The sequence below is a fragment of the Burkholderia arboris genome (assembly GCF_038723655.1).
Taxonomy (GTDB): Bacteria; Pseudomonadota; Gammaproteobacteria; order Burkholderiales; family Burkholderiaceae; genus Burkholderia; species Burkholderia arboris.
In genome coordinates this window covers 1,267,888-1,293,725 of the sequence record NZ_CP109822.1, presented here as the reverse complement: position 1 = coordinate 1,293,725, position 25,838 = coordinate 1,267,888, and the positions used below count along the sequence as shown (strand labels likewise).

24 protein-coding genes are annotated in these 25,838 nt (G+C 66.9%); 6 read left to right on the top strand and 18 right to left on the bottom strand.

Translation table 11 applies throughout. The features are described from left to right. Nucleotides 1-20: 20 nt before the first annotated feature. From OHZ10_RS23185 to OHZ10_RS23170, 4 genes are all read right to left on the bottom strand, one after another. Nucleotides 21-1,223 (bottom strand): polysaccharide biosynthesis/export family protein, encoded by a 1,203-nt coding sequence (locus OHZ10_RS23185; RefSeq protein WP_404823493.1) that lies wholly within the window; start codon nt 1,221-1,223, stop codon nt 21-23. Beyond that, nucleotides 1,202-1,645: a low molecular weight protein-tyrosine-phosphatase gene (locus OHZ10_RS23180; RefSeq protein WP_027791027.1), complete on the bottom strand. Its 444-nt coding sequence runs from the start codon at nt 1,643-1,645 to the stop codon at nt 1,202-1,204. Before OHZ10_RS23180 ends, OHZ10_RS23185 begins: the two co-directional genes overlap by 22 nt. Nucleotides 1,646-1,675: 30 nt before the next feature. Then, the gene (locus OHZ10_RS23175; protein ID WP_342705864.1) at nt 1,676-3,088 is read right to left on the bottom strand and encodes a UDP-glucose/GDP-mannose dehydrogenase family protein; all 1,413 of its coding nucleotides are present in this window, start codon (nt 3,086-3,088) and stop codon (nt 1,676-1,678) included. 66 nt (nt 3,089-3,154) lie between these two features. Beyond that, nucleotides 3,155-4,528 carry an undecaprenyl-phosphate glucose phosphotransferase gene (locus OHZ10_RS23170; protein WP_342705863.1) on the bottom strand — a complete coding sequence of 458 codons (1,374 nt, stop codon included), beginning with the start codon at nt 4,526-4,528 and terminating at the stop codon, nt 3,155-3,157. Between the two features lie 428 nt (nt 4,529-4,956). On the opposite strand from OHZ10_RS23170, the gene OHZ10_RS23165 reads away from it, so the two are divergent. Then, nucleotides 4,957-6,483, top strand: a complete 1,527-nt coding sequence (locus OHZ10_RS23165; RefSeq protein WP_059237361.1) for a mannose-1-phosphate guanylyltransferase/mannose-6-phosphate isomerase — start codon at nt 4,957-4,959, stop codon at nt 6,481-6,483. A 123-nt stretch (nt 6,484-6,606) separates the two neighbouring features. Here OHZ10_RS23165 and OHZ10_RS23160 read toward each other — a convergent pair whose 3' ends face one another. The 8 genes from OHZ10_RS23160 to OHZ10_RS23125 form a co-directional block, all read right to left on the bottom strand. Next, nucleotides 6,607-7,548, bottom strand: coding sequence for a transposase (locus OHZ10_RS23160; protein ID WP_059237362.1), 942 nt, complete (start codon nt 7,546-7,548; stop codon nt 6,607-6,609). Between the two features lie 724 nt (nt 7,549-8,272). Continuing rightward, nucleotides 8,273-8,854, bottom strand: a complete 582-nt coding sequence (locus OHZ10_RS23155) for a DUF3501 family protein (RefSeq protein WP_342705862.1) — start codon at nt 8,852-8,854, stop codon at nt 8,273-8,275. Nucleotides 8,855-8,884: 30 nt separating this feature from the next. After that, complete coding sequence (locus OHZ10_RS23150) at nt 8,885-10,222, bottom strand: heterodisulfide reductase-related iron-sulfur binding cluster (RefSeq protein ID WP_342705861.1); 1,338 nt, start codon at nt 10,220-10,222, stop codon at nt 8,885-8,887. A 122-nt stretch (nt 10,223-10,344) separates the two neighbouring features. Further along, the gene (locus OHZ10_RS23145; protein ID WP_006497294.1) at nt 10,345-10,767 is read right to left on the bottom strand and encodes a rubrerythrin family protein; all 423 of its coding nucleotides are present in this window, start codon (nt 10,765-10,767) and stop codon (nt 10,345-10,347) included. A 230-nt stretch (nt 10,768-10,997) separates the two neighbouring features. Further along, a complete protein-coding gene (locus OHZ10_RS23140) occupies nt 10,998-12,266 on the bottom strand; it encodes an RNA polymerase sigma factor (protein WP_174993123.1) in 1,269 nt (422 codons plus the stop codon). Further along, the gene (locus tag OHZ10_RS23135; RefSeq protein ID WP_059237365.1) at nt 12,263-12,679 is read right to left on the bottom strand and encodes a VOC family protein; all 417 of its coding nucleotides are present in this window, start codon (nt 12,677-12,679) and stop codon (nt 12,263-12,265) included. The genes OHZ10_RS23140 and OHZ10_RS23135 overlap by 4 nt, the downstream gene beginning before the upstream one ends. A gap of 38 nt (nt 12,680-12,717) precedes the next feature. Then, on the bottom strand, nt 12,718-13,137 hold the full coding sequence (locus tag OHZ10_RS23130) for a YciI family protein (RefSeq protein ID WP_059237366.1): 420 nt from the start codon (nt 13,135-13,137) through the stop codon (nt 12,718-12,720). Between the two features lie 125 nt (nt 13,138-13,262). Then, nucleotides 13,263-13,616, bottom strand: a complete 354-nt coding sequence (locus OHZ10_RS23125; RefSeq protein WP_006482933.1) for a YciI family protein — start codon at nt 13,614-13,616, stop codon at nt 13,263-13,265. Nucleotides 13,617-13,823: 207 nt separating this feature from the next. Between OHZ10_RS23125 and OHZ10_RS23120 the strand changes: the two genes are divergently transcribed. The 4 genes from OHZ10_RS23120 to OHZ10_RS23105 all read left to right on the top strand — a co-directional run bounded on the left by OHZ10_RS23120 (nt 13,824) and on the right by OHZ10_RS23105 (nt 18,287). Continuing rightward, on the top strand, nt 13,824-15,677 hold the full coding sequence (locus OHZ10_RS23120) for an ExeM/NucH family extracellular endonuclease (protein WP_342705860.1): 1,854 nt from the start codon (nt 13,824-13,826) through the stop codon (nt 15,675-15,677). 285 nt (nt 15,678-15,962) lie between these two features. Beyond that, on the top strand, nt 15,963-16,349 hold the full coding sequence (locus OHZ10_RS23115) for a DUF883 family protein (RefSeq protein WP_342705859.1): 387 nt from the start codon (nt 15,963-15,965) through the stop codon (nt 16,347-16,349). Between the two features lie 64 nt (nt 16,350-16,413). Continuing rightward, the gene (locus OHZ10_RS23110) at nt 16,414-16,998 is read left to right on the top strand and encodes a BPSL1445 family SYLF domain-containing lipoprotein (RefSeq protein ID WP_059237368.1); all 585 of its coding nucleotides are present in this window, start codon (nt 16,414-16,416) and stop codon (nt 16,996-16,998) included. A 236-nt stretch (nt 16,999-17,234) separates the two neighbouring features. Beyond that, nucleotides 17,235-18,287, top strand: coding sequence for an AI-2E family transporter (locus OHZ10_RS23105; RefSeq protein WP_059237369.1), 1,053 nt, complete (start codon nt 17,235-17,237; stop codon nt 18,285-18,287). Nucleotides 18,288-18,353: 66 nt separating this feature from the next. On the opposite strand, the gene OHZ10_RS23100 is transcribed toward OHZ10_RS23105, so the two are convergent. From OHZ10_RS23100 to OHZ10_RS23075, 6 genes are all read right to left on the bottom strand, one after another. Further along, complete coding sequence (locus OHZ10_RS23100) at nt 18,354-18,875, bottom strand: thioesterase (protein WP_340625204.1); 522 nt, start codon at nt 18,873-18,875, stop codon at nt 18,354-18,356. Between the two features lie 196 nt (nt 18,876-19,071). Then, on the bottom strand, nt 19,072-20,088 hold the full coding sequence (locus tag OHZ10_RS23095; RefSeq protein WP_342705858.1) for an NADP-dependent oxidoreductase: 1,017 nt from the start codon (nt 20,086-20,088) through the stop codon (nt 19,072-19,074). Nucleotides 20,089-20,125: 37 nt separating this feature from the next. Further along, the gene (locus OHZ10_RS23090) at nt 20,126-20,914 is read right to left on the bottom strand and encodes an SDR family oxidoreductase (RefSeq protein ID WP_046549465.1); all 789 of its coding nucleotides are present in this window, start codon (nt 20,912-20,914) and stop codon (nt 20,126-20,128) included. Between the two features lie 457 nt (nt 20,915-21,371). Then, nucleotides 21,372-21,962 carry a phosphatase PAP2 family protein gene (locus tag OHZ10_RS23085; RefSeq protein WP_059237372.1) on the bottom strand — a complete coding sequence of 197 codons (591 nt, stop codon included), beginning with the start codon at nt 21,960-21,962 and terminating at the stop codon, nt 21,372-21,374. A gap of 80 nt (nt 21,963-22,042) precedes the next feature. Then, a complete protein-coding gene (locus tag OHZ10_RS23080) occupies nt 22,043-23,359 on the bottom strand; it encodes an Nramp family divalent metal transporter (protein WP_174993119.1) in 1,317 nt (438 codons plus the stop codon). Beyond that, the gene (locus OHZ10_RS23075; RefSeq protein WP_174993118.1) at nt 23,308-24,384 is read right to left on the bottom strand and encodes a helix-turn-helix domain-containing protein; all 1,077 of its coding nucleotides are present in this window, start codon (nt 24,382-24,384) and stop codon (nt 23,308-23,310) included. Before OHZ10_RS23075 ends, OHZ10_RS23080 begins: the two co-directional genes overlap by 52 nt. Nucleotides 24,385-24,852: 468 nt before the next feature. On the opposite strand from OHZ10_RS23075, the gene OHZ10_RS23070 reads away from it, so the two are divergent. Continuing rightward, nucleotides 24,853-25,776 carry a LysR family transcriptional regulator gene (locus tag OHZ10_RS23070; RefSeq protein ID WP_340625206.1) on the top strand — a complete coding sequence of 308 codons (924 nt, stop codon included), beginning with the start codon at nt 24,853-24,855 and terminating at the stop codon, nt 25,774-25,776. Nucleotides 25,777-25,838 lie beyond the last annotated feature (62 nt).

Here is a 25,838-nt window from a genome sequence, read left to right as displayed (position 1 = left end):
GGCGCCGCCCCGGCGGGCTATCAGCGTGTGATTTGCCGCATGTAGAAGATCGTCTGGATCGTCGGCAGCACCTGCTGCAGCACACGGTTGAACTGCACCGAGCTGGCCGTGCTGACGTACACGACGTCGAGCGGTTGAAGCGGGAAGCGGCTCGACAGCATCAGCGCGTCGGGCTGCGTCATGTCGAGACGGAACACTTCAGGCTTCGTCGGGTTGTCGCGCATCCCGCGCATCACGTAGATCTTGCGCGGGTTCGCGTCGGTGTCGAGGATGCCGCCGCCCGCCGTCAGCGCGTCGGCGATGGTCAGCCTGCCCTTGAGCATCGGCACCGTGACCGGCGTCTTGACCTCGCCCATGATGAACACGCGGCTGTCGCTGCGGTCCGGCACGTTGACGATGTCGCCCGCCTGCAGCATCACGTTCTTGTTGACCTCGCCGCGATCGAGCACGCCGTTCGCGTCGAGCGTGTAGAGCTTGCCGTCGCGCGTCAGGCGCACGCGCTGCAGGTCGGCCTCGTTGGTCGAGCCGCCCGAGCGCGAGATCGCGTCGACGAGTGTCAGCGGCACGTCGCTCATCGCGAGCGGGCCCGGCTGCTTCACTTCGCCCGTCACCTGCACCTTCTGGCTGCGGAACGACAGCACGCGCACGTCGAGCTGCGGATTCTTCACGTAGCGCGACAGGCTGGACGCCATCTGCTCGCGGATCTGCGCGACCGTCTTGCCCGCCACGCGCACGCGGCCGACGAACGGGAAGAAGATCGTGCCGTCGGCGCCGACCGTCTGGCCGTACGGATCGGCCTGGCCCGGCAGCGCAGTCGTATACGGCTGCTGCAGCGCGCCCGCGACCGATTGCGTCGTGTTGCCGCCGCTCGAGAACGACTGGCCCTGCGGCGTCGTCAGCTCGGGGTGATCCCACACGGTGACGCCGAGGATGTCCTGCGGGCCGACGCGATACGTGTACTGCGACGGATCGCTATAGCGCCCAGGCGGCAGCGGATGGTCGACCTGCGCTTTCTGCAGCTGGTCCATCACCACTTTGGCGTCGATGTAATGAACCGGATAGGTTTCGGCCGCTTCCTGCCGGCCCTCGTCCTTCAGGTTCGACGAATCGAGGTAGTTGCCGGGAGCGGTTGCACAGGCTGACAGGAAAGTCGTCAGCGCAACGGCAAGCGCCACCGGACGCATTGGGCGCATCGGGCGTTTCAGCATAGTTTCTGTAGCCATCCTTGAACCAGGCGTTCGATCAGTGAGTAGCTCTCGCGGTAATCGGCTTCGGGGCCGCCGTGCGGGTCGGCAATCTCGGCCCCTTCCCACTTGCCGAGCAGGTGGACCTTGCCGCGCGCGAACGGATCGACCTTTTCGACGGCCGCAATCTGTCCGCGCTCGCTGACGAGAATCAGGTCGGCGTCGCGCACGATCCGGCGCGACAGCCGCCGCGACCGGTGGGTCGTCGCATCGACGCCCCGCTCGGCGAGCAGTTGCCGCATCACCGGATCGATGCCGTCGCCGTCATTCGCGTGCACGCCGGCCGAGTGGAACGTCGGGCGCGGGCCGCCGCGCGACGCGGCGTGCGACTTGAACAGCATTTCCGCTGCCGGGCTGCGGCAGACGTTCGCGTGGCAGACGATCAGGATGTTCCGGAACATGGTGTCTCGTAACGAGTGACGGGAAACGGGTTACGCGCTTGCGCGCGCAGTGCCCGGCACGCGGGCGGCGACGGCCTGGCGCGAGCCCGGCCGGCCGATCGGGTGGTATTCGATGCCCTGCTCGCTCATCGTCTCCGGCTCGTACAGGTTGCGGCCGTCGAAGATCACCGGCGCCTTCCACAGGCGGCCGAGCGCAACGAAGTCGGGGCTCTTGAAGATCTTCCATTCGGTGACGATCACGAGCGCGTCGGCGTCGCGCGCGGCCTGCGCCTCGTCGTCGACGAAAGTCAGGCGCTCGAGCCAGCTCGGGTGATCGGCGAGATCGAGTGCGATCACGCGGTGCGCTTCCTGCTGCGCGACCGGGTCATACGCCGCGACGCGCGCGCCGCGCGACAGCAGCTCGGCGATCAGCTCGCGGCTCGGCGCCTCGCGCATGTCGTCGGTGTTCGGCTTGAACGCCAGGCCCCAGATCGCGAACGTGCGGCCCGTCAGGTCCTCGCCGAAGCGCGCGACGATCTTGTCGGCGAGCACGCGCTTTTGCGTCGCGTTGACCGACGACACGGCCTTCAGGATCTGCAGCGACTGGCCGTGCTCGTCGGCCGTGCGGATCAGCGCCTCGACGTCCTTCGGGAAGCACGAGCCGCCGTAGCCGCAGCCGGCATACAGGAAGTGGTAGCCGATGCGCGGATCGGAGCCGATCCCGCGGCGCACGGCCTCGATGTCCGCGCCGAAGCGGTCGGCGAGATTCGCCAGCTCGTTCATGAACGAGATGCGCGTCGCGAGCATCGCGTTCGCCGCGTATTTCGTGAACTCGGCCGAGCGCACATCCATGTACAGCGTGCGTTCGTGGTTGCGGTTGAACGGTGCGTAGAGCTTCTTCATCAGCTCGCGGGCACGCTCGCCCGGCACGTCGTCGTCACAGCCGATCACGATACGGTCCGGCCGCGTGAAATCGTCGAGCGCCGCGCCTTCCTTCAGGAATTCCGGATTCGACACGACCGAGAACATCTGGTCGCCGCCGCGCTTCGCCAGCTCCTCGGCCACCGCCGCGCGCACGCGCTCGGCCGTGCCGACCGGCACCGTCGACTTGTCGACGATCACCTTGAAGCTTGTCATGTAGCGGCCGATGTTGCGCGCCGCCGCGAGCACGTACTGCAGATCGGCCGAGCCGTCCTCGTCGGGCGGCGTGCCGACCGCGATGAACTGCACGTCGCCGTGCGCGACCGCCGCCTCGACGTCGGTCGAGAAGCGCAGGCGGCCGGCCGAGCGGTTGCGCGCGATGACTTCCTTCAGGCCCGGCTCGTGGATCGGCACGCCGCCGTTGTTCAGGATGTCGATCTTTGCCTGGTCGACGTCGAGACAGAACACGTCGTGCCCGATGTCGGCGAGACAGGCGCCGGTGACAAGACCTACGTAACCGCTGCCGATGATAGTCAGATTCATGATGTGTCGGACCTCGTGACCAATGATTCGAAATTCGTAAAACCGGAATGCCTGCGCGACGCGCCGTCAGTACGCGTTGCTGCCGGTGAAACCTTTCCAGAGCGTCAGCGCGACGATCTTGATGTCGAGCCAGAACGACCAGTTCTGCATGTAGTACAGATCGAGCTTCACGCGTCCCATCATCTTCTCGATCTGGTCGGTCTCGCCGCGAAAGCCGTTGATCTGCGCCCACCCGGTGATGCCCGGCTTGATCCGGTAGCGGAACATGTAGCCCTTGACCAGATCCTTGTAGATGTCGTCGTGCGCGAGCGCATGCGGGCGCGGGCCGACCACCGACATCTCGCCCTTCAGCACGTTGATGAACTGCGGCAGCTCATCGAGGCTCGTGCGGCGCAGGAACCGGCCGACCGGCGTCACGCGCGTGTCGTTCTTCGTCGCCTGCGTGACCTGCCCGGCCACTTCCTGGTGCACTTTCATCGAGCGGAACTTGTAGATCTCGAACTCGTGCCCGTCGATGCCCTTGCGCTTCTGGCGAAAGAACACCGGCCCGCGCGACGTCAGCTTGATCAGGCCCGCGATCAGCACCATCACCGGCGCGAGCGCCGCCAGCGCCGCCAGCGCGAACAGCCGGTCGAACACGAACTTCGGCATGATCCGCACGTCGGTGATCGGCGACGCCGCGAGATTGATCGCCGGCACGCCGAGCACCTCGACCACTTCCTGGTTGAAGAACGACAGCGTGCGCACGTCCGGAATGAAGCGGATATTCACGAAGTCGTGGCGGAACACCGTCACGATCTGGTGAATCCGGCGCTCTTCCGTGATCGGCAGCGTGAGCCACAGCTCGCTGATCGCGCGGCTGCGCACCAGCCACACCAGCGATTCGAACTGCCGCTCGATGCGCACGTCGTCGAGCGCCACTTCGCCCGGCGCCTCGCTTTCGTCGTACACGCACACCGGGTTGAAGCCCGCTTCCGGACGCGCCCGCATCTGTGAGATCAGCCGCCGCGCCGCCGGCGTGCCGCCGACGATCGCGACCGCCTTCAGGTTGTAGCCGCCACGGCGCAACTGCCGCAGCACGACGTGCACGCAGGCCTTCGAGCCGACGAGCAGCGTCATCGTCACGAGCGCCCAGTAGCCCAGCCACAGCCGCGACAGGTCGCCCGACTGGTGAAAGCTGAAGCTCATCAGGATGCCCGCGAGCTCGACCGCGAGCCATGCGAACACGACACGCCCCATCAGCCCGACGAGACGCTTGCCGCGCCACGACTGGTAAATGCCGAAGGCCGGGAAGGACACGACGACGAGCAGGCAGTCGAACAACACCGTCGTGCGCTGCAGGTCGTTGAGCCAGATGCTGCCGCCGTGCAGCGTGGCAGCGATCAGCGCTCCCGCCACGACCATCGCGATATCGATGACTCTCGCCAGCACGCTCAACATGTCTGCTTCCTCTTTGAACAGGCGTTTGCCGAACAGCTCCTCATGCGACCCGTGCCGCACATTCGATTCAAACGTTGCATGACGCTATTGAACCGGCAAGAAAATCGCCCCTCAAGCGCACAAGTATTTCGAAAAATAATCGGAAATTCTTGCCGCGATCTTTTTTAATTAAATCGGCACGTTTTCCCGGATCGATCGGGATTCGAGAATTTTTCGGAAACTTTACGTTCGCCGCGAACCCTTTGCCGGCGGGCGCCGACCGTCGATGCGCGGAATTATTTTTTATTTTTTTATTGGCATCCGATGCTATCGAGGAAAATTTTCCCAGATGCACGCGCGGCGAATATCCGCCAATGGATCCGGTTTTATTGTCGATTTACTTCATGCTACAACGACAGGCACTGACTTCAACCGTGGAGAGTGTCATCATGAATGCTCCGGCAGTGGCCGCCGAAACGCGCCAATCTTCTTCCGCCGCACCCGCCGCCGGCACGCGCCTCGCCGTGCAGCCCGTGATTCTTGCCGGCGGTTCCGGCACGCGCCTGTGGCCGATGTCGCGCGAACGTTTTCCGAAACAGCTGATCGGCCTGCTCGGCGATCATTCGCTGCTGCAGTCGACCGCCCTGCGCCTCGACGGCCTCGCGGCCGCCCATCCGCTGAACGACGACGTGGTGATCGTGTGCGGCGAGGATCACCGCTTCACGACCGCCGAACAGCTGCGCCTGACGGCCAAGGACGCGACGATCATGCTCGAGCCGCTCGGCCGCGACACCGCGCCCGCGCTGACGCTCGCCGCGCTGCGGCTCGTCGCCGGCGGCAACGATGCGGTGATGACCGTGATGCCGGCCGACCATGCGGTCGCCGACCTGCCGCGCTTTCACGCGGCCGTCGCGGCCGGCGTGCACTGCGCGGCGCAAGGCAAGATCGCGACGATGGGCATCGTGCCGAAGCACGCGGAAACGGGCTACGGCTACATCCGCGTCGGCGCGCCGCTCGGCGACGCCGCAACGGGCAGCCTCGACGTCCGCCGCCTCGACCGTTTCGTCGAGAAGCCGCATCTCGAACTCGCTCAGCAGTACGTCGCATCCGGCGAATACTGGTGGAACAGCGGGATCTTCATCGTCCGCGCCTCGGTCTGGCTGAAGGCGATCCGGCATCTCGAACCCGCGATCTACGCGGCCTGCGAACAGGCCGTCGCACTGGGCAAGTCCGACGGCGATTTCTTCCGCGTCGATCGCGACGCATTCGCCGCCTCGCCGTCGAACTCGATCGACTACGCGGTGATGGAGCCGCTCGCGGGCCAGCCGCAACTGTGCGAGAGCGTCGTCGTGCCGCTCGACGCGGGCTGGTCGGACGTCGGCTCGTGGGACGCAATCTGGCAGATCTCGCCAAAGGACGATACCGGAAACGTCGGCCGCGGCCACGTGCTGTTCGAAGACGCCGAATCGACTTTCGCGCATTCGGAAAGCCGGCTCATCGCCTGCGTCGGCACGCAGAACCTGGTCGTCGTCGAAACGCCCGACGCCGTGCTCGTCGCCGACAAGTCGCGCGTGCAGGACGTGAAGAAAATCGTCGGGCGCATCAAGGCGCAACGCGGCGCGGAAGCGACCGATCACCGCAAGGTGCACCGCCCGTGGGGCCATTACGACTCCGTCGACACGGGCGAGCGCTTCCAGGTGAAACGCATCGTCGTGAAGCCGGGCGCCCAACTGTCGCTGCAGATGCACCACCACCGCGCCGAACACTGGATCGTCGTGCGCGGCACCGCGCGCATCACGCGCGGCGACGAAACGTTCCTGCTGTCCGAAAACGAATCGACGTACATTCCGCTCGGCGTGTCGCACCGCCTGGAGAACCCGGGCAAGATGCCGCTCGAACTGATCGAAGTGCAGTCGGGCGCGTATCTCGGCGAGGACGACATCGTCCGCTTCGACGATACCTACGGCCGGCAATGACGCAGCAAAGCCGGGGGCGCCGCTTCGACAGCGGCGCCCCCGGATTGGGCAGGCCTGGAGAGATGGCGCTTCCGCGCGGCCGTCGTGGCACACGACGGCCCGCGCGTTGCATTGAAACGGCGATCAGCCTACGCGGTACGCGTACTCGCGGCGTTCCGCCTGCACGGGATCGTTGCGGCTTTCGGACAACGCGCCCGCGCGGCGTTCGGCAATGAAGCGCTTGATGTCCGATTCCGCGCGAGCCAATGCGGACAAGCCGGCCAGCACCTCGCCTTGCGGCTCGCGCGCCGGCTCGTCGCTCGCCCCGTGGCGATCGATCCATTGGCGCGCCCAGTCGAGCGCGAACTGCTCGGCTTCCTCGGCATCGGTGAAGCGCGGACCGATCAGGCCCGAGCGTTCGACGCGCCGTTCGTCCTGCGAAATTTCGGCCCACGCGCGGTACATCAGGTTCTGCACGGGTTGTGCAATGCCGCTGATCGTATAGCCGCGATACTCGTCGGTCTGCGGTTCGGCCGCGGCGAAGCTCGCCGACGACGCATGCGCGTGGCGCAGTTCCGTGGCCGGCGCACCGGGCACCACGAACGACGCGTCGGACGCGTCGAGCATCTGGTCGTCCGGCATCGTGCTCACCGACGCACCCTCGCCGTCCCAAACGTTTGCCTGCGAAACCGGCAATTGCCACGATTCCGGGTTCTGCCAGAACACGCCGCGCAAGCGGTCGTTGTCGGGCACGGGCTCCGCACGGTGCGCGGGAACGACCGGCAGCGGCGGCGGCGGAATGTACGCGAACGCGCGCCCGCTGAACTGGGTCAGCACGTCGATCATCTGCAGCAGCGTGCCGCTCGCGAGCCACTCTTCATAGCGGCGGCGGCACGTCGGCCCGGACGGATAGCGGCCGGGCAGCTTGGACCAGGCTTCGCCCGTCGTCAGGATCCAGAGCACGGCGTTGGCAACGACGCGCGGCTCCGCACGTGGACGCCCACGACGATTCAGCCGGATGGGTTCATCGGCGATCAGCGTTGAAAGACGAAACCACTCTTCATCGTTAAGCTCATCGAAGAACATAGTAGATCTCTCCACGCAGCCAGGCCGGGCTGCGATTGGCGGCGCCGTCGCGACACGTCGCGTCGCGGAGCAGCCAGGTTGCACATTATGGTTATCCGGTGTTGTGCATGCCGGTCCGACACCGCACTTTCACGGTGCCGCGATTCCCGGCAATGGCGCACAAATCACGGTCTCACTCCAATGTGGGAATTTTTGTGCACGAAGCATACCACCCCCAGGGTTTATCTCAATATGACAATGACTTAATGTTACGCACTGAAACAACCTGCCATGGATAGGCAATCTATTTACGCATGAATTTTTTTGCGAGATCTTTATGCCCGTCGCTGCAAAGGCCCGTCTGGCGGGGCTCTGCAGCGTATGAAGAATGCCTTGAAATAAGCTGTTACAGCCTGATCCGACCCTTGCCGGCAACAATCCCCGGAATTGCTTCTTAAAATCGGTAAATCCTGGCGAAATTCGTAACAAGATATTCACGAATCGGTAAATCATTCAAAACCGATTCAATCGAATTATCTCCGTGCACAATCTTTTAATTGTTTCTCCGCGAGTGATGAAAGTACGGTGACGCGCGATGCACAGTGTGTCCCCGCATGCAAACTCGACACGCCTGTTACATCTTCGCGGCGATGAGCGCGCGGCAGCGCCGCGCCGCATGCGGACATCCTGCTTCGGGTCGGAACGGAAAAGCGGAAACCGGCGTTCGGGACGCGCGGCGGCCGTGTCAGCGCAGATCGCCGGCCAGCGACGCGGCCACGTCCGCATCGACGCGCTGCGGCGGCATCGTGTAGGCCGGGTGATCGCAGCCGATCGACAGCGCCGCCCCCTCCTTGAGCGCCGCGCGCATCGGCGCGCCGAGTTCGAAACGCACGAAATGCACGGCCGACGTCTTCTCGGCATTGTCACGCTCGAGATCCTCGTCGGCGATCGCGTAAACGTTCGCATGCCCGTCGACCTGCAGGTACACGCGATCCTCCACCCCGATCAGCCGCGCGAGCGCCGCGCGCCGTTCGATCTCGTGCTCGTACTCGATCTGCATCGTCGCCTTCAGGTTGGTGCCGTCGGGCACCAGCGGCAGATACGCTTCGAGCTCCCCTTCGATGCCGGCCTCGTCGAAAATTTTCTCGATGTGCAGCATCTCCTGGATCTGATAGCGGATCGTCGTCTCGTCCTCGAACAGGAAGCGCAGGTGATTGCCGAGCGCCACCGCGCGGCGGCGCTTGTACGCGACCAGTCGCGCGTGTTCGGTCCGGCGGATCTTCGCGTACGCCTCGAGCGTCAGCAGGGAGTCGCGGGTCAGCGTCATGGCAGGTCCTCGTGAGTGGCCGGCATCGGCTCAGATGCCGTACGCGCGGCGCAACAGCGTCAGCGGATGCGCGAGCGGCGCAGGCGGCAGCCCCTTTTCGTCGATGCCCTGCACGATGTGATGGCCGGCCAGCGCGCAGTCGGACGACACGAAATCCGGTTGCGGCTCGGCCATCGCCTTGAACACGGGCGCGCCGATCCGCATTGCGTCCGCATGGAATTCCTTCTTCACGCCGAACGTGCCCGCGTGGCCCGAACAACGCTCGACCACGTTGACGCGCGTATCGGGCACGAGCGACAGCGCATCGGCGGTCTTGCGGCCGATGTTCTGCACGCGCGCATGGCACGGCACGTGATACGACACGGTGCCGAGACCGGTCTTGAAATCGGTCTTCAGCAACCCGTCACGATGCCGCGCAATCACGTATTCGAACGGATCCCAGAAGGCATCGGCCACCGCGCGTACCGCTTCGTCGCCGGGGAACATCAGCGGCAGCTCGCTCTTGTACATCAGTACGCAGCTCGGAATCGCGCCGATCAACGCATACCCTTCGCGCGCATAGCGTTCGAGCACGGGCATGTTCACGGCCTTCTTCGCGGCGACGCCGGCGAGGTTGCCCTGCTCGAGCAACGGCATCCCGCAGCAGGCTTCGCGCGTGACAAGCTCGTACGGAATGTCGTTGTGCGCGAGGATCGCAAGCAGGTCGTGGCCGATGCCGGGCTCGTTGAAGTTCACGTAGCACGTCGCGTAGATCGCGACCTTGCCGGGCGTGCGTTCGCCGTCGCGCACGGGCGGGTTGCCGGAACGCTGCGCGGCACGCCGGAACTTGCGGGGTGCGAACTCCGGCAGCCACGCGTTGCGATCGACGCCGAGCGCCGCTTCGAGCGCGTGGCGCGCGGGCGGCGTGCGGTTCACCGCGTTGACCGTCTGCGTGACGATCGGAATGCCCGCGAAATGGCCGAGCGCATCGGTATTCGACAGCACCTTGTCGCGCAGCGCCACCTCGCCGAGCCGGTAGCGCGCGGCCTTGCCGCGCAGCATCAGGTGCGGGAAGTCGACGTTCCATGCGTGCGGCGGCACGTACGGGCATTTCGTCATGTAGCAGAGGTCGCACAGGTAGCACTGGTCGACGACCTTGCCGAACGCTTCCTTGGGCACTTCCTCGATGTCGCCCATCGGCGTGTCGTCGACCAGGTCGAACAGCGCCGGAAACGCGCCGCACAGCGACACGCAGCGCCGGCAGCCGGCGCAGATGTCGAACACGCGCGTCATTTCCGCGTCGATCGCGGCCTGGTCGTAGAACGCTTCGGACTGCCAGTCGAGCGGATGCCGGGTCGGGGCTTCGAGACTGCCTTCCTTGTGGGGCATGGGGCGCTCCAGCGTGGCGCGCATGTGCGCAAGCGCGCCGCCCGCGCGATGCGGGCAGCGATGAACGAACAGCCGGCCGCGTGCCGTTCGCACGGCGATGCCGTGCGGCCTGCGGCGGCCCGTCAGTCGACGAGACTGTCCAGCGCCTTCGTATAGCGGTTCGCGTGGCTGCGTTCGGCCTTCGCGAGCGTCTCGAACCAGTTCGCGATTTCGTCGAAGCCTTCGTCACGCGCGGTCTTCGCCATGCCCGGATACATGTCGGTGTATTCGTGCGTTTCGCCGGCGATCGCCGATTCGAGATTCAGCCGCGACGAGCCGAACGGCAAGCCCGTGGCCGGATCGCCGACGGCTTCCAGGTATTCGAGATGGCCGTGCGCATGGCCGGTTTCGCCTTCGGCGGTCGAGCGGAACAGCGCGGCGACGTCGTTCTGCCCTTCGACGTCGGCCTTCGAAGCGAAATACAGATAGCGCCGGTTCGCCTGCGATTCACCCGCGAATGCGGCCTTCAGGTTCTCTTCGGTTTTGCTGCCCTTGAGTTGAGCCATTTGCGCCTCCGTTCGAGTCGGCGCGGCCGCATGCAGAGCCGGGCCGATCAGATATGTGGGGAACGATGCGTGCATCGGGGCGCGCGCATCGTGCTCTCCAATCTAGGCGCTCGCGTTCGCATCCCCCAATAGGCTTTTTCAATGCGCGCGATAGTGTCCGGCGCGGGCCGCGGGAATCATCGGGAAGACGGGTCCGGCGCACGGTGCCGCGCTTGCGCGCGCCGCGTCCGTCATGCGTCCGTCGCGCGCCTGAGCAGCAATTCGCGTTCGCGCTCGTTGCGCGTCAGTTCCGCCGCGCGGCGGAATTCGAGCTTGGCCTCGTCGGCGCGGCCGAGTTTCGCAAGCAGGTCGCCGCGCACGCTCGGCAGCCAGTGATAGCGCGCGAGCGCAGGATCGTCGCGCAGCACGTCGACGAGTTCGAGCGCCGCGGCCGGGCCGAACGCCATCCCCACCGCCACCGCGCGATTCAGCTCGACGACCGGCGACGGCGCGACCTCGGCGAGTGCGTCATACAGCGCGACGATCTGCACCCAGTCGGTATCCGACGCCTGCCGCGCACGCGCATGGCAGGCGGCCAGCGCGGCCTGCAGCGCATACGGGCCGCGCACGCCGCCGAGCTTCGTCGCCCGCTCCAGCGCCGCGAGGCCGCGCCGGATCAGCAACGGATCCCAGCGGCTGCGGTCCTGGTCGAGCAGCAGCACGGGCCGGCCCTGCGCATCGGTGCGCGCATGCATGCGCGAGGTCTGCAGTTCCATCAGCGCGACGAGCCCGAGCACTTCGCTTTCGTCCGGCGCGAGCCCGGCCAGCACGCGGCCGAGCCGCAGCGCCTCGTCGCACAGCGCCGGGCGCGTCCAGTCGTCGCCGGCGGTCGCCGCATGGCCTTCGTTGAACACGAGGTAGATCACTTCGAGCACCGACGCGAGCCGCGCGGGCCGCGCATCGGCGGCCGGCACCTCGAACGGCACGTGCGCGGCCGCGAGCGTGCGCTTCGCGCGCACGATCCGCTGCGCGATCGTCGGCTCCGGCGTCAGGAACGCGCGTGCGATCTCGCCCGTCGTCAGCCCGCCGAGCAGGCGCAGCGTCAGCGCGACGCGCGCATCGGTCGACAGCACCGGGTGGCACGACGTGAAAATCAGCCGCAGCAGGTCGTCGCCGATCTCGTCGTCGCTCGCGTCGGCCAGCGCATCGGCGATGTCGGGGACGACATGTGCTTCGAGCGCGTCCATCTCGTGGCCGAGCTGGTCGCGCTTCGCCGCGTGCAGCGACTCCTGCCGGACCCGATCGAGCGCGCGACGCTTCACGGCCGTCATCAGCCAGGCGGCCGGGTTGTCGGGCACGCCGTCGACGGGCCAGTGCTCGAGCGCCGCGACGAGCGTGTCCTGCGCCAGCTCCTCGGCCACGCCGACGTCGCGCACCACGCGCGCAGCGCGCGCGATGATTTTCGGCGCCTCGATCCGCCAGACCGCTTCGATCGCACGGTGAGTCGCCTCACGCGTCACGACGCGTGCCCCTGGGCGGACGCATCCAGTGGCATGGCCATCAGCTCCCATGCGTGGCCGTCCGGATCGTCGAACCCGTGGCCGTACATGTTCGGATACTCGCGCGGCGCTTGCGGCGCGGACCCGCCGGCCGCCAGCGCCTTCGCGACGATCGCGTCGACCTCGGCGCGGCTTTCGCATGACAGGCACGACAGCACCTGCACCTGCGTCGCCGGATCGATGATGGTCTTGCCGGTAAAGGACTGGAAAAACGGCCGCACGAGCAGCATCGCGAAGATCGTGTCGCTGATCTTGATGCAGGCTGCCTGGTCGTTGGTGTATTCGGGCACGACCTCGAAGCCCAGCGCCTGGTAGAACGCCTTCGAGCGCGGCAGGTCGGCCACGGGCAAATTGATGAAAACCATCTTGTGCATGACGGGTGCTCCCGGTGAGGTTGGATTCAGGTGGGCATTCACGCGTTGGTGCGGCCGACGTGGAGGTCGCGGAACCGCTCGACCGCGTCGCTCGGCGTGAGGTCGTCGAGCTCGAACAGCGGACGCACCTCGATCTCGCAATCCATCTCGGCGCCGAACGGCGCGGGGAACCGCCGCGTCCACTCGAGCGCTTCGTCACGCGAACGCACCTGGATCAGCGTATAGCCGGCGATCAGTTCCTTCGTTTCGGCGAACGGGCCGTCGACCACGGTGCCCTTGCCGCCCGTGTAGCGCACGCGCCAGCCGCGCGCGCTCGGCCGCAGCCCGTTCGCGTCGAGCAGCACGCCGGCCTTGGCCAGTTCCTCGTGATAGACGGTCATGGCTTCGACCAGCCGGTTGTCCGGCAACGCGTCGGATTCGCTGACGGCGTTCGCCCGGATCATGATCATGAATCGCATCGTTCACTCCTTGTCGTCGATGGAAGGCAGCACCCGTTCATCGGGGCCTTATCCGGACGACGGACGGAAGACCGCCGATTCGACACGCGCCACGACAAATCAGGGTAAATACCGAGCCGCGACACTCACAGAAAGCACGGCCCCACCGCGCGGACCTCGACCGTGCACCATTGCGCGGCCGGGCACTGACGCGCGATCTCGATCGCTTCTTCGCGCGTGTCGACGTCGACGAGGAAGAAGCCACCGACCATTTCCTTTGCCTCCGCGAACGGGCCGTCGAGCAAACGCGTCTCGCCGTCGCGCACCTGCACGCGCGTGCCGCGCTCGGAGCGCTCCAGCGACTCGACGCCGCGCAGCACGCCGCGCGCCTTCAGCGACTCGGCGAAATCGACCATCCGCGCATAGAGCGCCTGACCTTCGTCGAGCGTGCGCTCGGCGCGCTGTTCGGTCGGTTCGACAATCAACAGCATGTAAGACATGGATTTCTCCTGTGGGAACGGGGTGCGGCGGCACTCACCAGGCGCCCGGCCTGCGACACCCGACGCGAGAGCGTAACAGCCGCGGTGCGGCTTGCCGGCATCGTTGGCCGAACGACACTGGCCGGATGGCCAATTCGACCGCAGCCTGACATTTTGCCTTCAAGATGCGAGCCCGAACCGTCGAATTGTCTTCCTGTGGACCGCCCCATGTCACGCCTGCTTCCGCTGCTTGCCACTGCGTTGCCGCTTGCCCTCCTTGCCGGGCCGGCGGCCGCCGCGCTGCCGGTCAGCGCGGGCTGCGGCGGCGCAACCACGGCGATTGCCGAGATCCGCCGTGCCAGCGGCCCGTCGCCGCTGGCCGGGCAGACGACCTCGATCGAAGCGGTCGTCACCACGGCGTTCGGCAGCGCCGACGGCCTCGGCGGCTTCTTCGTCCAGCAGGCCGACGCGCAGCGGCAGCGCAGGCCGGGCGTCCCGGAAGGCCTGTTCGTGTATGCGCCGGGCGCGCGCGCAAAGGCGGGCGATCTCGTGCATCTCACCGGCAAGGTCGACGAGCGATACGGCCGCACGCAATTCACGCTGTCGGGCGGCATTGCCGTCTGCGCGCGCGGGCAGACGGTCACCCCGGCAACGCTCACGCTGCCGTTCGCCTCGCCGGCCGTACCGGCCGCGCACGAAGCCATGCGCGTGCGCCTGCCGCAAACGCTGACGGTCAGCGATACCTACGAACTCGGCCGCTACGGCAGCGTCGTGCTCAGCAACGGCCGGCTGCGCACGCCGACCCACGTCGCGCCACCCGCCGAAGCGGCCGTGCATGCAGCGGCCAATGCACTCAACCGCATCGTGCTGGACGACGGTTCGCTCCGCCCGCACCCTGCGACCGTCCGCTTTCCGCCGCCCGCGCTGAGCGCCGCCAACACGCTACGCGCGGGCTACACGGTGCGCGGCGTCGAAGGCGTGCTCGAGCTGCGCTTCGGCACGTGGCGGCTGCAACCGGTTACCGGCAAGACGCCCAGGTTCGATGCCGCCGCGAACCCGCGTGCCGCGGCACCGGCCCGGCATCCCGATGCCGACGTGCGCATCGCATCGTTCAACGTGTTCAACTATTTCAACAGCGACGGCGACGGCCACGGCGGCGGATTCGGCGCACCGACCAGCCGCGGCGCGAAAACACCCGCCGCGTTCGCCCGACAGGAGGCGAAGATCGTCGCAGCCTTGCGCGCACTGCGGGCCGACGTGATCGGGCTGATGGAAATCGCGAACAACGGCTACGGCGACGCGAGCGCCGTGCAGCGTCTCGCCGCGCAACTCGGCGACGGCTGGCGCGCGGTCGATCCCGGCACCGCGCGGCTCGGGCGCGATGCGATCGCGGTCGCGCTGCTGTATGACAGCCGCGCGGTCGAACCGGTCGGGCGCCCCGCCACCGTCGCACTCGGCGGCCGGCACCGCCCTCCGCTCGCGCAGACGTTCCGGCGCATCGGCGGCACGCGTGCGCTCACGGTCGCGGTCAATCACCTGAAGTCGAAGAACTGTCCTCGCGCGGAGGGGGCCGACCTCGACCAGTCCGACGGCCAGGGCTGCTGGAATGCGGCGCGCACGCGGGCAGCCGCGCGTGTCGCCGACTGGCTCGCCACGTCTCCGACGGGCGCCGCGGCCGACGGCGTGCTGCTGATCGGCGATCTGAACAGTTATGCGAAGGAAGACCCGATCCGCACGCTCGAAGCGCGCGGCTACACGAACCTGGTTGCCCGCTTCGTCGGCGATGCTGCGTACAGCTACGTATTTCGCGGTGAAGCCGGCAATCTCGACCATGCGCTTGCCACGCCACCGCTCGCCGCGCGTGTCAAAGCCGTGCATGTCTGGCACATCAATGCCGATGAACCGGCTGCACTGCAACCGGTGCCCGATTACAAAACGGCCGCGCACCGGCTGTCCTATTACGCGCCCGACGCATACCGCTCGTCGGACCACGATCCCGTCGTCATCGACATTGCGCCGGGCGACAGCGGCCCGGCACCGGCCGCGGGCACGAACCCTGCTCGCCGATACACCGTGGATTAGTGCATTTGCATCAGCACATCGCCTGCAACGGCACTATTTACCTGAAACCCCTGGCGACGCCATATTTACCGGACATTCACTTCGCGCCACCGGCCGTTGTACGCGTTTCGCCCGATCGGGAAATTTTTTCAACCGCCGCACGGCCCCGCGCGACGGGGCTTCGCGGCGATCCTGCCGACAAATTGAAAAATTGTCTCGAAACTCAATCGGATCAAGTGAATCACATTAGTTGCTGGGATTCGTCTTATCTTCAAACTTGCCTTGAATCAATGGAGGATAAACACCATGGCGCTTACCGACTCGATCGAACACAAGCTGGACCGCGGCCTGTCCGACATCCGTCGCACCGGCCGGCGCGTGGGGCGCACGACGCGCTCGGCCGCCCGCGACCTGCATACCGACGTGACCGACGATCTGCGCGGGCTGGTCGACGAACTGGAAGATCTGCTGAAAAACGATGGCGATGGTGATATCGCCGCCCTGCGCAAGCGTGTGCAATCCCGGCTCGATGAAGCGCGCAGCGCGCTCGACTACGCGTCGGGCAGCGCGGCCGCCCGGCTGCGCGATTCGGCCGAACGCGTATCGCAAGCCGTGCACGACAACCCCTGGCAGACCGCCGGCGTCGTCGCGGGCCTCGCGTTCGTTGCGGGCCTGCTCCTTTCCCGCCGTTGAACGGGGCCGGCCGCCCCGCTGCCCGCACCGTCCGTCCTCAATCAGACAACGAAGGAGAACCGCCATGCAGAAATCCCTCGCCATGAAAGCCGCCGCTGCCGTGATGCTCGGCAGCCTCGCGCTCGCCGGCTGTACGACCACGCCCGACAAACCCGAGAACGCATCGACCAGCGCGTCGAAGCGCCAGTCGATCGACGCCAGCGTGAACGCCACGCTGTCGCGCCTCTATTCGACGGTGCCGGGTTCGCGTGAGCTCGTCGCGAAATCGCGCGGCACGCTCGTGTTCCCGAACGTGCTGCAGGCCGGCTTCATCGTCGGCGGCCAGTCCGGCAATGGCGCGCTGCGCGTCGGCGGCAGCACCGTCGGCTACTACAACACGTCGTCGCTGTCGGTCGGCCTGCAGGCCGGCGCGCAATCGAAGGCGATCGTGTTCCTGTTCATGACGCAGGATGCGCTCGACGCGTTCCGCAAGTCCGAAGGCTGGGCTGCCGGCGCCGACGCATCGGTCGCGGTCGTGAAGGTCGGCGCGAACGGCGCGGTCGACACCACCACGGCCACCGCCCCGGTCGAGGTGCTTGTCCTGACCAACGCCGGCCTGATGGGCGACCTGTCGGTGAACGGCACCAAGGTCACGAAGCTCAACATCTGACGATGCGGCGCGCGGCTGTGCGCCGCGCCCGCTTCCCGGCAGCGCCGCGGCCCCGGCCGCGGCGTTTTCGCATGGGTCACACGCAGCGGCTATGATGGCGGGGCCTTTGCGGGCATACTCCCGTTCGGGCCGCCCCACGCCGCGTACCGCCGCGAACCCGTGACGTTCGCGAGCCGATCGCGCCCCGGGCAACGCAATTCAATCAAACGAAGCAACAATCTGCGCGAACGCCATCCATGGAAAGCGGACACGATCACCAAAAATTCTTCTATTTCCTGCTGGCCGCGGTCACCGTCGGACTCTGCTGGATCCTCGCGCCGTTCTCCGGCGCGGTGTTCTGGGGCACCATTCTCGCGATCCTGTTCCAGCCCGTGCAGCGCTGGCTCGCCGCGCGCTTCGGCAAGCGGCGCAACCTGGCCGCGCTCGTGACGATGTCGGTGATCATCCTGATCGTGATCCTGCCGCTCGTGTTCGTCGCGGCGACGCTCGTGCAGGAAATCGCGTACGTGTACCAGGAAATCAAGACCGCCCAGCCGAACTATTCGCAATACTTCCAGGACATCATTCACGCGCTGCCGTCGTCGATCCAGCACCTGCTGCAGAAGTACGGGCTGACCAACATCCCGGGCATCCAGAAGAAGCTGACCGACGGCGCCGCGCAGATCAGCCAGTTCGCGGCCACCCAGGCGCTCAGCATCGGCCAGAACACGTTCCAGTTCGTCGTGAGCTTCGGCGTGATGCTGTACATGGTGTTCTTCCTGCTGCGCGACGGCGGCGAGATCGGCCGCCGCGTACGTCGCGCAATACCGCTCGACGAAGAACACAAGAACCTGCTGCTCGCGAAATTCACGACGGTCGTACGCGCGACCGTGAAGGGCAACATCGCGGTCGCGCTCGTGCAGGGCGCGCTCGGCGCCCTGATCTTCTGGATCCTCGGGATCGAGGGCGTCGTGCTGTGGGGTGCGCTGATGGCGTTCCTGTCGCTGCTCCCCGCGATCGGTGCGAGCCTCGTGTGGGTGCCGGCCGCGCTCTACTTCCTGATGATCGGCGCGGTCTGGAAATGCGTGATCCTCGTCGCGTTCTGCGTCGGCGTGATCGGCCTCGTCGACAACCTGCTGCGCCCGATCCTCGTCGGCAAGGACACGAAGATGCCCGACTGGGTCGTGCTGATCTCGACGCTCGGCGGGATGGCGCTGTTCGGCATCAACGGCTTCGTGATCGGGCCGCTCGTCGCAGCGCTCTTCATGGCGAGCTGGGACATCTACGCACGCTCCGAACAGGGCGAATGACGCACCGCGCGGCCGCGTGCCGCGCCACCGGCCGACGGCAATCCGCACACCTGCGGCAATCGCCGGTCAGGGATGACGAATGTTGATCACGACGGGCGCCACGGCGCCCGTTGCTTCATCCGCGGCAACCGTCATCACGCCGCCATGCGGACCCACGCGATGGGCACGGCCCGACGCCAGCGGCACGCTTCGCCCGTCGCGCGCATCGCGCCACGTTGCCTGCATGCCCGCGCCGGCATCCGGCGCGAACGGCACACCATCGGCCCCGACCAGCGTCACCTGCGCACCCGGCAAGCGCCGGCCATGCGCATCGAACCGGAGCGTGGCCGTCGCATTGCTGCCGGCCCCCTCCGGTGCGTCACGGCGTGCGACCGACGGCGCATCGAGTGTCACGTCGTAGCGATCGACAAGTGCGCCGGTGAACCGTACGACGCCGTCCGACGTGGCCGGTCCGGCCGCCATCGCATTCGGCATCGCCAGCACCGCACCGAGTCCGAACGCTGCCGTCCACACGGCATCTGCGCACCGCCTCGCCCGCTCACGTACGTCTGCCGTTACCGATGCCGCCCGCTTCGCCTTGTTTCGCATGCTCGCCCTCCTGTGTCGCAACACCAGAAAAACAGGCGGCGTGACGCATCTGTCACACCGCCTGTTTGCTGGCAATCACTGTAGGGAGAGCGCCCCGGACAATATATGGGACAAGTCCTAAATTGCAGCCCGCTGGATCGTACTCACTGCCGCCGACACGACCGCGCGGCAACCCGCGACCGGCGTGGCATGCCCGTCACGCATCCGGATCGACACGCAGCACGAGCTTGCCGCGGTGGTCGCCATCGAACAGGCGATTCAGCACGACAGGTGCATTTTCGAGGCCGTCGGCGACGGTTTCCTCGGCCTTGAGCCGGCCGTCGCGCAGCCAGCCGGAAAGCGTCTGCACGGCTTCGCGGCTCTTGCGGTAGTCGAGGATCAGGAAGCCGCGCATCGTCAGCCGCTTCGAGATCAGCGCGCCGAAGTCGTCGGCCGCGCGGCCGCTGTTGTAGTTCGAGATCACGCCGCACAACGCGACGCGCCCGCCGATCACCATCCGCGACAGCACCGCACGCATCACCTCGCCGCCAACGTTCTCGAAGTTCACGTGCACGCCGTCGGGGGTGGCCGCCTTCAGTTGCTGACGGAAATCGTCGGCCTTGTAGTCGACGGCCGCGTCGAAGCCGAGCGTCTCGGTCAGGTAACGGCACTTGTCCGCGCCGCCCGCGATGCCGACCACCCGTGCGCCGTGGATCTTGCCGATCTGCCCGGCGATCGAGCCGACCGATCCGGCCGCCGCCGACACGACGAGCGTTTCGCCCGGCTGCACCGGCGTGATGTCGGTCAGTCCGTAGTACGCGGTCAGCCCGCTCATCCCGCACGCGCCGAGCAACGTCGGCAGCGGCAGGCCCGACTGCACGGGCAGCTTCACGAGCTGCGCGACCTGTCCGGCCGGCACGACTGCATAGTCCTGCCAGCCGACGAGCCCCTGCACGAGATCGCCTTCCGCGAAACCCGCGTGGCGCGATGCGACCACGCGCCCGATGCCGAGCGCGCGCATCACGTCGCCGATCGCGACGGGCGGCAGGTACTGCGGCACATCGCTCATCCACACGCGGTTGGTCGGGTCCATCGACAGGTACAGCACGCGCACGAGCACCTCGCCGTCCGCGAGCGCCGGCACCGGCGTCTCGACGAGCGAAAAGTGTTCGCGGCCGACCCGCCCTTCGGGGCGCGTCTTCAGCAGCAGCTGGCGGTTCACGGGTGTGGACATGATGTTCTCCTCCGGTCGTTGTGGTTCGGGATGCGCGTCAGACCGCGCACATGCCGCCGTCGATCACGAGTTCGGCGGCCGTCACGAAGCGGCTCTCGTCGGATGCGAGATACACGGCCGCATGCGCGACGTCGTCCGGCTCGCCAAGCCGGCGCAGCGGAATGCCGCGCGCGAGCTTGCGCGTCGCGTCGCGTTCGCCGAGCGACTGGAACAGCGGCTCGACGATCCCCGTGCGGATGAATGCCGGGTGAATCGAGTTGCAGCGCACGTCGATCTCGCGGCGCGCGCAGTCGATCGCGACCGACTTCGTCAGCGACGCAACCGCCGCCTTCGATGCGTTGTATGCGGTGAAATCCGGCTCGACCTTGAACGCGGCGACCGACGAGATGTTGATGATCGACGCGGGGTGGCTCTCAGCCAGATAGGACAGCGCGTGCTTGCAGCCGAGCACGATGCTCTCGACGTTGATCGCCATCACGCGCCGCCATTCGTCCAGCTCGATCTGCGCGGGCGAGCCGATCGAGCCGACGCCCGCGTTGTTGACGAGCACCGACAGCCCGCCCATCGCGTCGACCGCCTGCGCGAGCAGCGCCTGCCAGCGCGCTTCGTCGCGAACGTCCTGCGTCGCGGCGAACGCGACCGGCGTCGCGTGGCCCGCGTTGAGTTCCTGCGCGAACGCGTCGAGCACCGCCGCTTCGGCGATGTCGGTCACGAACACGCGCGCGCCCTGCTCGACCATCCGGCGCGCGATCGCGCGGCCGAGGCCGCCCGCGGCGCCCGTGATGTATGCGCACTTGCCTGCGAGGCGCGAAGAAACGACTGTCATGTGACTGGCTCCTGTCGTGAATCGTCGTCGCGCAACGTTGCCGCGACGGGTGTGTCCGTAGGTATCGCGCCGACGCGGGCCGCTCGCCGATGCATCGGCGCTGCGAGGCACGCTACGATTTCCGCGAGTATATCGAGATGAATGCGACACGCGCCGGGCAAGCCGGGCAGCCGGCCCCGGTTGAACGACAGCCAGCGTACGCGAATGACGCCAATCGATGAAATGAATATTCGTTATGCCCGGTCATCATCCCTGTTCATGACTTGCGCATACCGGCGCCGATGCGCCGGCCGGTACGCCGGCCAGCTGGCGCAGCGTTTTTCAGGGGAAATGACGCAAGTTGCGTTCCGCGCAGGCGCGGAAGCCATCGGGAAGATGAACGGGCATGGCGTCGTGCAACCGCCGGACGATTGCCGGCAGCCAGAAGGCGACGCAGACGCGCCGCCGTCGGCAACCGTCAGAATCCGTCGCCCGACGGTGCGCGCACGAACGCGCAGAGCTGCGGCGAATGCGTGTCGATCATCTGCTGGAACGGCGCGCGGTGCCCGTACGCGATGCCCGACACGAGCAGCAGGCAGACCGCCGCGACACGCGGCGAGAACGCGCGCTGCCGCGCGCCGTCGTAGCCGCGCAGGAACACCAGCGCGACCAGCGCGCCGAGCATCCAGCCGACGACGACTTCCGGGACGGTATGCGAGTGATCGAACACGCGCGCGACGGCCGTGACCGCGCCGACCGCGAGCCCGGCCGCGATACCCGGCGCCTTGCCCGGCCGGAATGCCTGCCACAGCATCGACAGCGCAACCGTCCACACGGACGTCGACAGCATCGTATGGCCGCTGATCACGCGGAAATCGAATTGCGGGAGTTCGATGCCGCACCCCGCATACAGGATCTTCGTTGCGCCGACGAGGCCCATGCCGGCGGCGAGCAGCACACCCCAGCGGACGGCGAGACGCCAGTCGGTCAGCGCCAGCCATGCCGCGCACGTCAGCGCGATCGGCAAGGTCAGCGCGGCATCGCCGATGTTGCTGATTTCACTCCACATAACGGACTTCGCAGACGATCGAAAGGCCGCAGTTTACCGCATGCGCGCCGTGCGTCTGTGTCCGCCTGTGACAGGCTGTATCAGCCCGCGACACCGGTAATCAACAGCAGGTTCGTCCCGCCGATGACGACGAACAGCGCCCACGCGGCGACCTGCATCCCGCGCCCGATCGCATGTTCGCCCATCGTCTTTCGATCGCTGACCGAACGGATCAGCGGCCACATCGCGAACGGCAGCTGCAGGCTCAGCAACACCTGGCTCCACACGAGCAGCTGCCCGACCGAGCCGTCGCCGAGCCACAGCACACCGATCAGCGCCGGCACGAGCGCGAGCCCGCGCGTGATCAGCCGGCGCTGGTAGCACGGGATCTTCGTATGCAGGAAGCCGTCCATGATCACCTGGCCGGCGATCGTGCCGGTCAGCGTCGAGCTCTGCCCCGACGCGAGCAGCGCGATGCCGAACAGCAGCGCGGCCGCACCGCCCGCGATCGGCGTAATCAGCTTGTAGGCCTGCTCGATGTCGGTCACGTTGTGCTGGCCGGTCGCGTGGAACGCCGCGCCGGCGACGACCAGGATCGCCGCATTGACGAGCATCGCGACGAACAGCGACACGCAGGTATCGATGCGCACGAGCGCGAGCGTGTCGCGGATCACGCCGCGCGCGCCGCCGACCACATGCCGCGTCTGCACGACCGACGAATGCAGGTACAGGTTGTGCGGCATGATCGTCGCACCGACGATGCCCAGCGCGAGCACGATCGCGTCCTTGCGGTCGTGGCCCGGATCGCCCGGCACGAGCCCGCCGACCACCGCGTGCCAGTCGGGCGGCGTGATCGCCACCTGCGCGACGAAGCAGAACGCCATCGTCGCGATCAGCCCGAGCACGATCGCCTCGATCTGCCGGAAGCCCTTGCCCTGCAGGCCGAGCACGATCACCGTGTCGAGCGCGGTCAGCACGACGCCCCACGCGAGCGGCACGCCGAGCAGCAGCTTGAACGCGAGCGCGCAACCGAGCACTTCCGCGATGTCGCACGCGATGATCGACACTTCGGCCGTGATCCACTGCACGATGCGGCCGAACCGGCCGTAGCGGTCATAGCTGGCCTGCGCGAGATCCTTGCCCGCGACGAGGCCGAGCCGTGCCGCGAGCATCTGCAGGAAGATCGCCGCGAGGCTCGAGAACGCGACGACCCACAGCAGCGAATAGCCGAACTGCGACCCGGCCTGAATGTCGGTCGCCCAGTTGCCGGGATCCATGTAGCCGATCGCGACCAGCAGGCCGGGGCCGAAGAAGCGCTTGAGCTTCTGCCAGCGCGGCGCGGCGGCATCGATCGTGATGCTGCCCTTTACTTCCGACGGGCAGAAAGGGGCGGTGGCGGTAGTGGGGAGGAAGGGCATGGAAACCGGGAATCGAGATCGCGACAGGACGATTTTACGGGTATCCGTCCCGTTTTCTCGTGCGCGTCGATACACGCGTCGCAACTCGCCCCGTCGCCATCGCAAAACGCCGGGGCAGGCCCGTCGTCCGCATCGGGCCGCATGGTGCCGTGATTCAGGATCCTGTCCCGTTCGGCCAGCCGAAATTCGGTCGGCGACATCAGGAGGCGCTGGCGAAACAGCTTCGCGAGCCGCTCGCCGCTGCCGAACCCGGTGCGCCGCGCGACCTTGTCGGCCGGCAGCGTCGTATGGATCAGCATGTGGCACGCGCGCTCGAGCCGCACGTGCTGCACGAACTCGGTCGGCGTCACGCCGATTTCCTTCTTGAAGCGCCGCAGGAAATTGCGCTCGCTCATCGCGGCCGCCTGTGCAGCGTTCGCAATCGAAATGCGGTTCACGCTCTGCGCGCGCAGCCGCTGCGCGGACATCCGGATCGACGGGCTCGCGCTCAGTTCGCGGAACGCCCACATCGACTGGGCATAGCGCTGCTCGACCGGCCGCATCATGTTGCTGGCGATCTCCTGCGCGGCGCTGTCGCCGAGGTCGGCGCGAAACATGTCGAGCGCGGCGGCAAACACGTCGGTCTCGCCGGCCTGCAGTTCGACCGTCGCGGCGGCACGGCGCCGGCCGGGCCGCATGTCGAGCGTCGCCGATGGCCGATGCGTGGCCGCGAGCGCAGGCAGATCCATCGCGTCGACGATCCACCGCGCATGATGACGAATGTCCGTCAGGCGCCGCTGCAACGCGTCATCCCAGTTGACGGCCGCGCGATCGCCATGAAGATGAAAGAACGCGAGCGCGCGACGGCCGTGCTCGTCGCCGAGCGGATCCGCTGCGATTCTCACGCCGGACGACGACTGCAACAGTCCCCCGCTTTCGGATACGTACTTCAACTGGTAATCCGCACTGTACGCATGCAGGCGATTCGCCAGGTTGAAGGCCTCGCCAAGGCGCGCGGCCTGGGCTAACGAAAACCCCGTACTCAAATAGATAACGACCCACCGCTGATCTGCTGCATTCACTGGCCAAGCCCCCGACTTGTTCGACTTCTTCTAATACCGTCGAACTGTCAGGCTTATATTTGGTTTGAATGCGTGCGACAGGACGGCTATCCCGAAATATGAAGCGACGGCATCTTAGCCGAACGGGTAGCGCCTTTGGCACGAAATGGCCGACGTGGACAGCATGATGGCGGATTACTACAGGCTGTCGGCGGCCACTGGTATGCCAGCACAGAATCGCGTGCGCGATGCGGTCGATTATTGCGGCTGTCGTGCGTCATGACGGCCGGGTTCGATTGCATTGCGCATCGGGCAATGCGGCACTCGCGTATCGGTTCGATACGGAATCGATACGGAATCGATACGCATCGAACGCACGCGATGGCCCCAGCGCATCCGTTGCCTGCGCATCCTTTAGAATCGAGCCGTCCTTTACCACGCCCTCCGCGCGCCGTGCCCGCCGATCATCGACTCGACCTGAACCTGTTTCGCGTGCTCGACGCCGTCTACGTGCACGGCGGCATCGGCGCGGCCGCCCGCGCGCTGCATCTCACGCAGCCGGCCGTCACGCATGCGCTCAACCGGCTGCGTGCGCATTTCGACGATCCGCTGTTCGTGCGCCAGGGCAACCGCGTCGTGCCGACCGAGCGCACGCGGTCGATCATCGCGGACGTGCAGTTGCACCTGAAGGGCCTGCAAGGCGCCGTGCGCGATCCGTCGGCATTCGATCCCGCCACGCTCGACCTGAGCATCGCGGTGGGCATTCGCGACGTGCTCGAATCGATTGCATTGCCGCGCATCGTCGCCGCGTTCGCCGACGAAGCGCCGGGCCTGCGGCTCGTGAGCCGCCGCGTCGCGGTATCCGAGATCGAGCGCGAACTCGCGTCGGGCAACATCGATCTCGTCGTCGACCGTCGCGTGCAGACGGGCTCGCGCATCGCCACCGAACACCTGCTCGACGATTCGCTCGTCGTCGCGCTGCGCCGCGATCATCCGCTGGCGGGCGACCCGCTGCGGCGCGGCGATTATTTCGCGGCGCAGCATATCGCGGTGTCGTCGCTCGGCGAACCGCAATCGCTCGACGTGCTGCTCGGCAACGACGGACGCTTCCGCGACATCCGGCTCACCTGCCAGCACTATTTCGCCGCATGCCAGATCGCCGCGGCCGGCGATCTGCTGGTCACGCTGCCGCAGACCTATGCGCTGCGGATGGCCGCACTGCTGCCGATCGTCGTGCAACCGCTGCCGCTGCGGCTCAAGCCGTTTCCACTGTTCGCGTACTGGCACGAATCGCGCGACACCGATCGCGCGCACCAGTGGGTGCGCGAACGCGTCGCCGCACTCGTCCGCAGCAGCGCCGGCGTCACCGACGCATAACGGCACGGCGCGCGCCGTCGCGCCCGGGACGGTATGCTGACGGCTGCATGCCGCCACGCGGC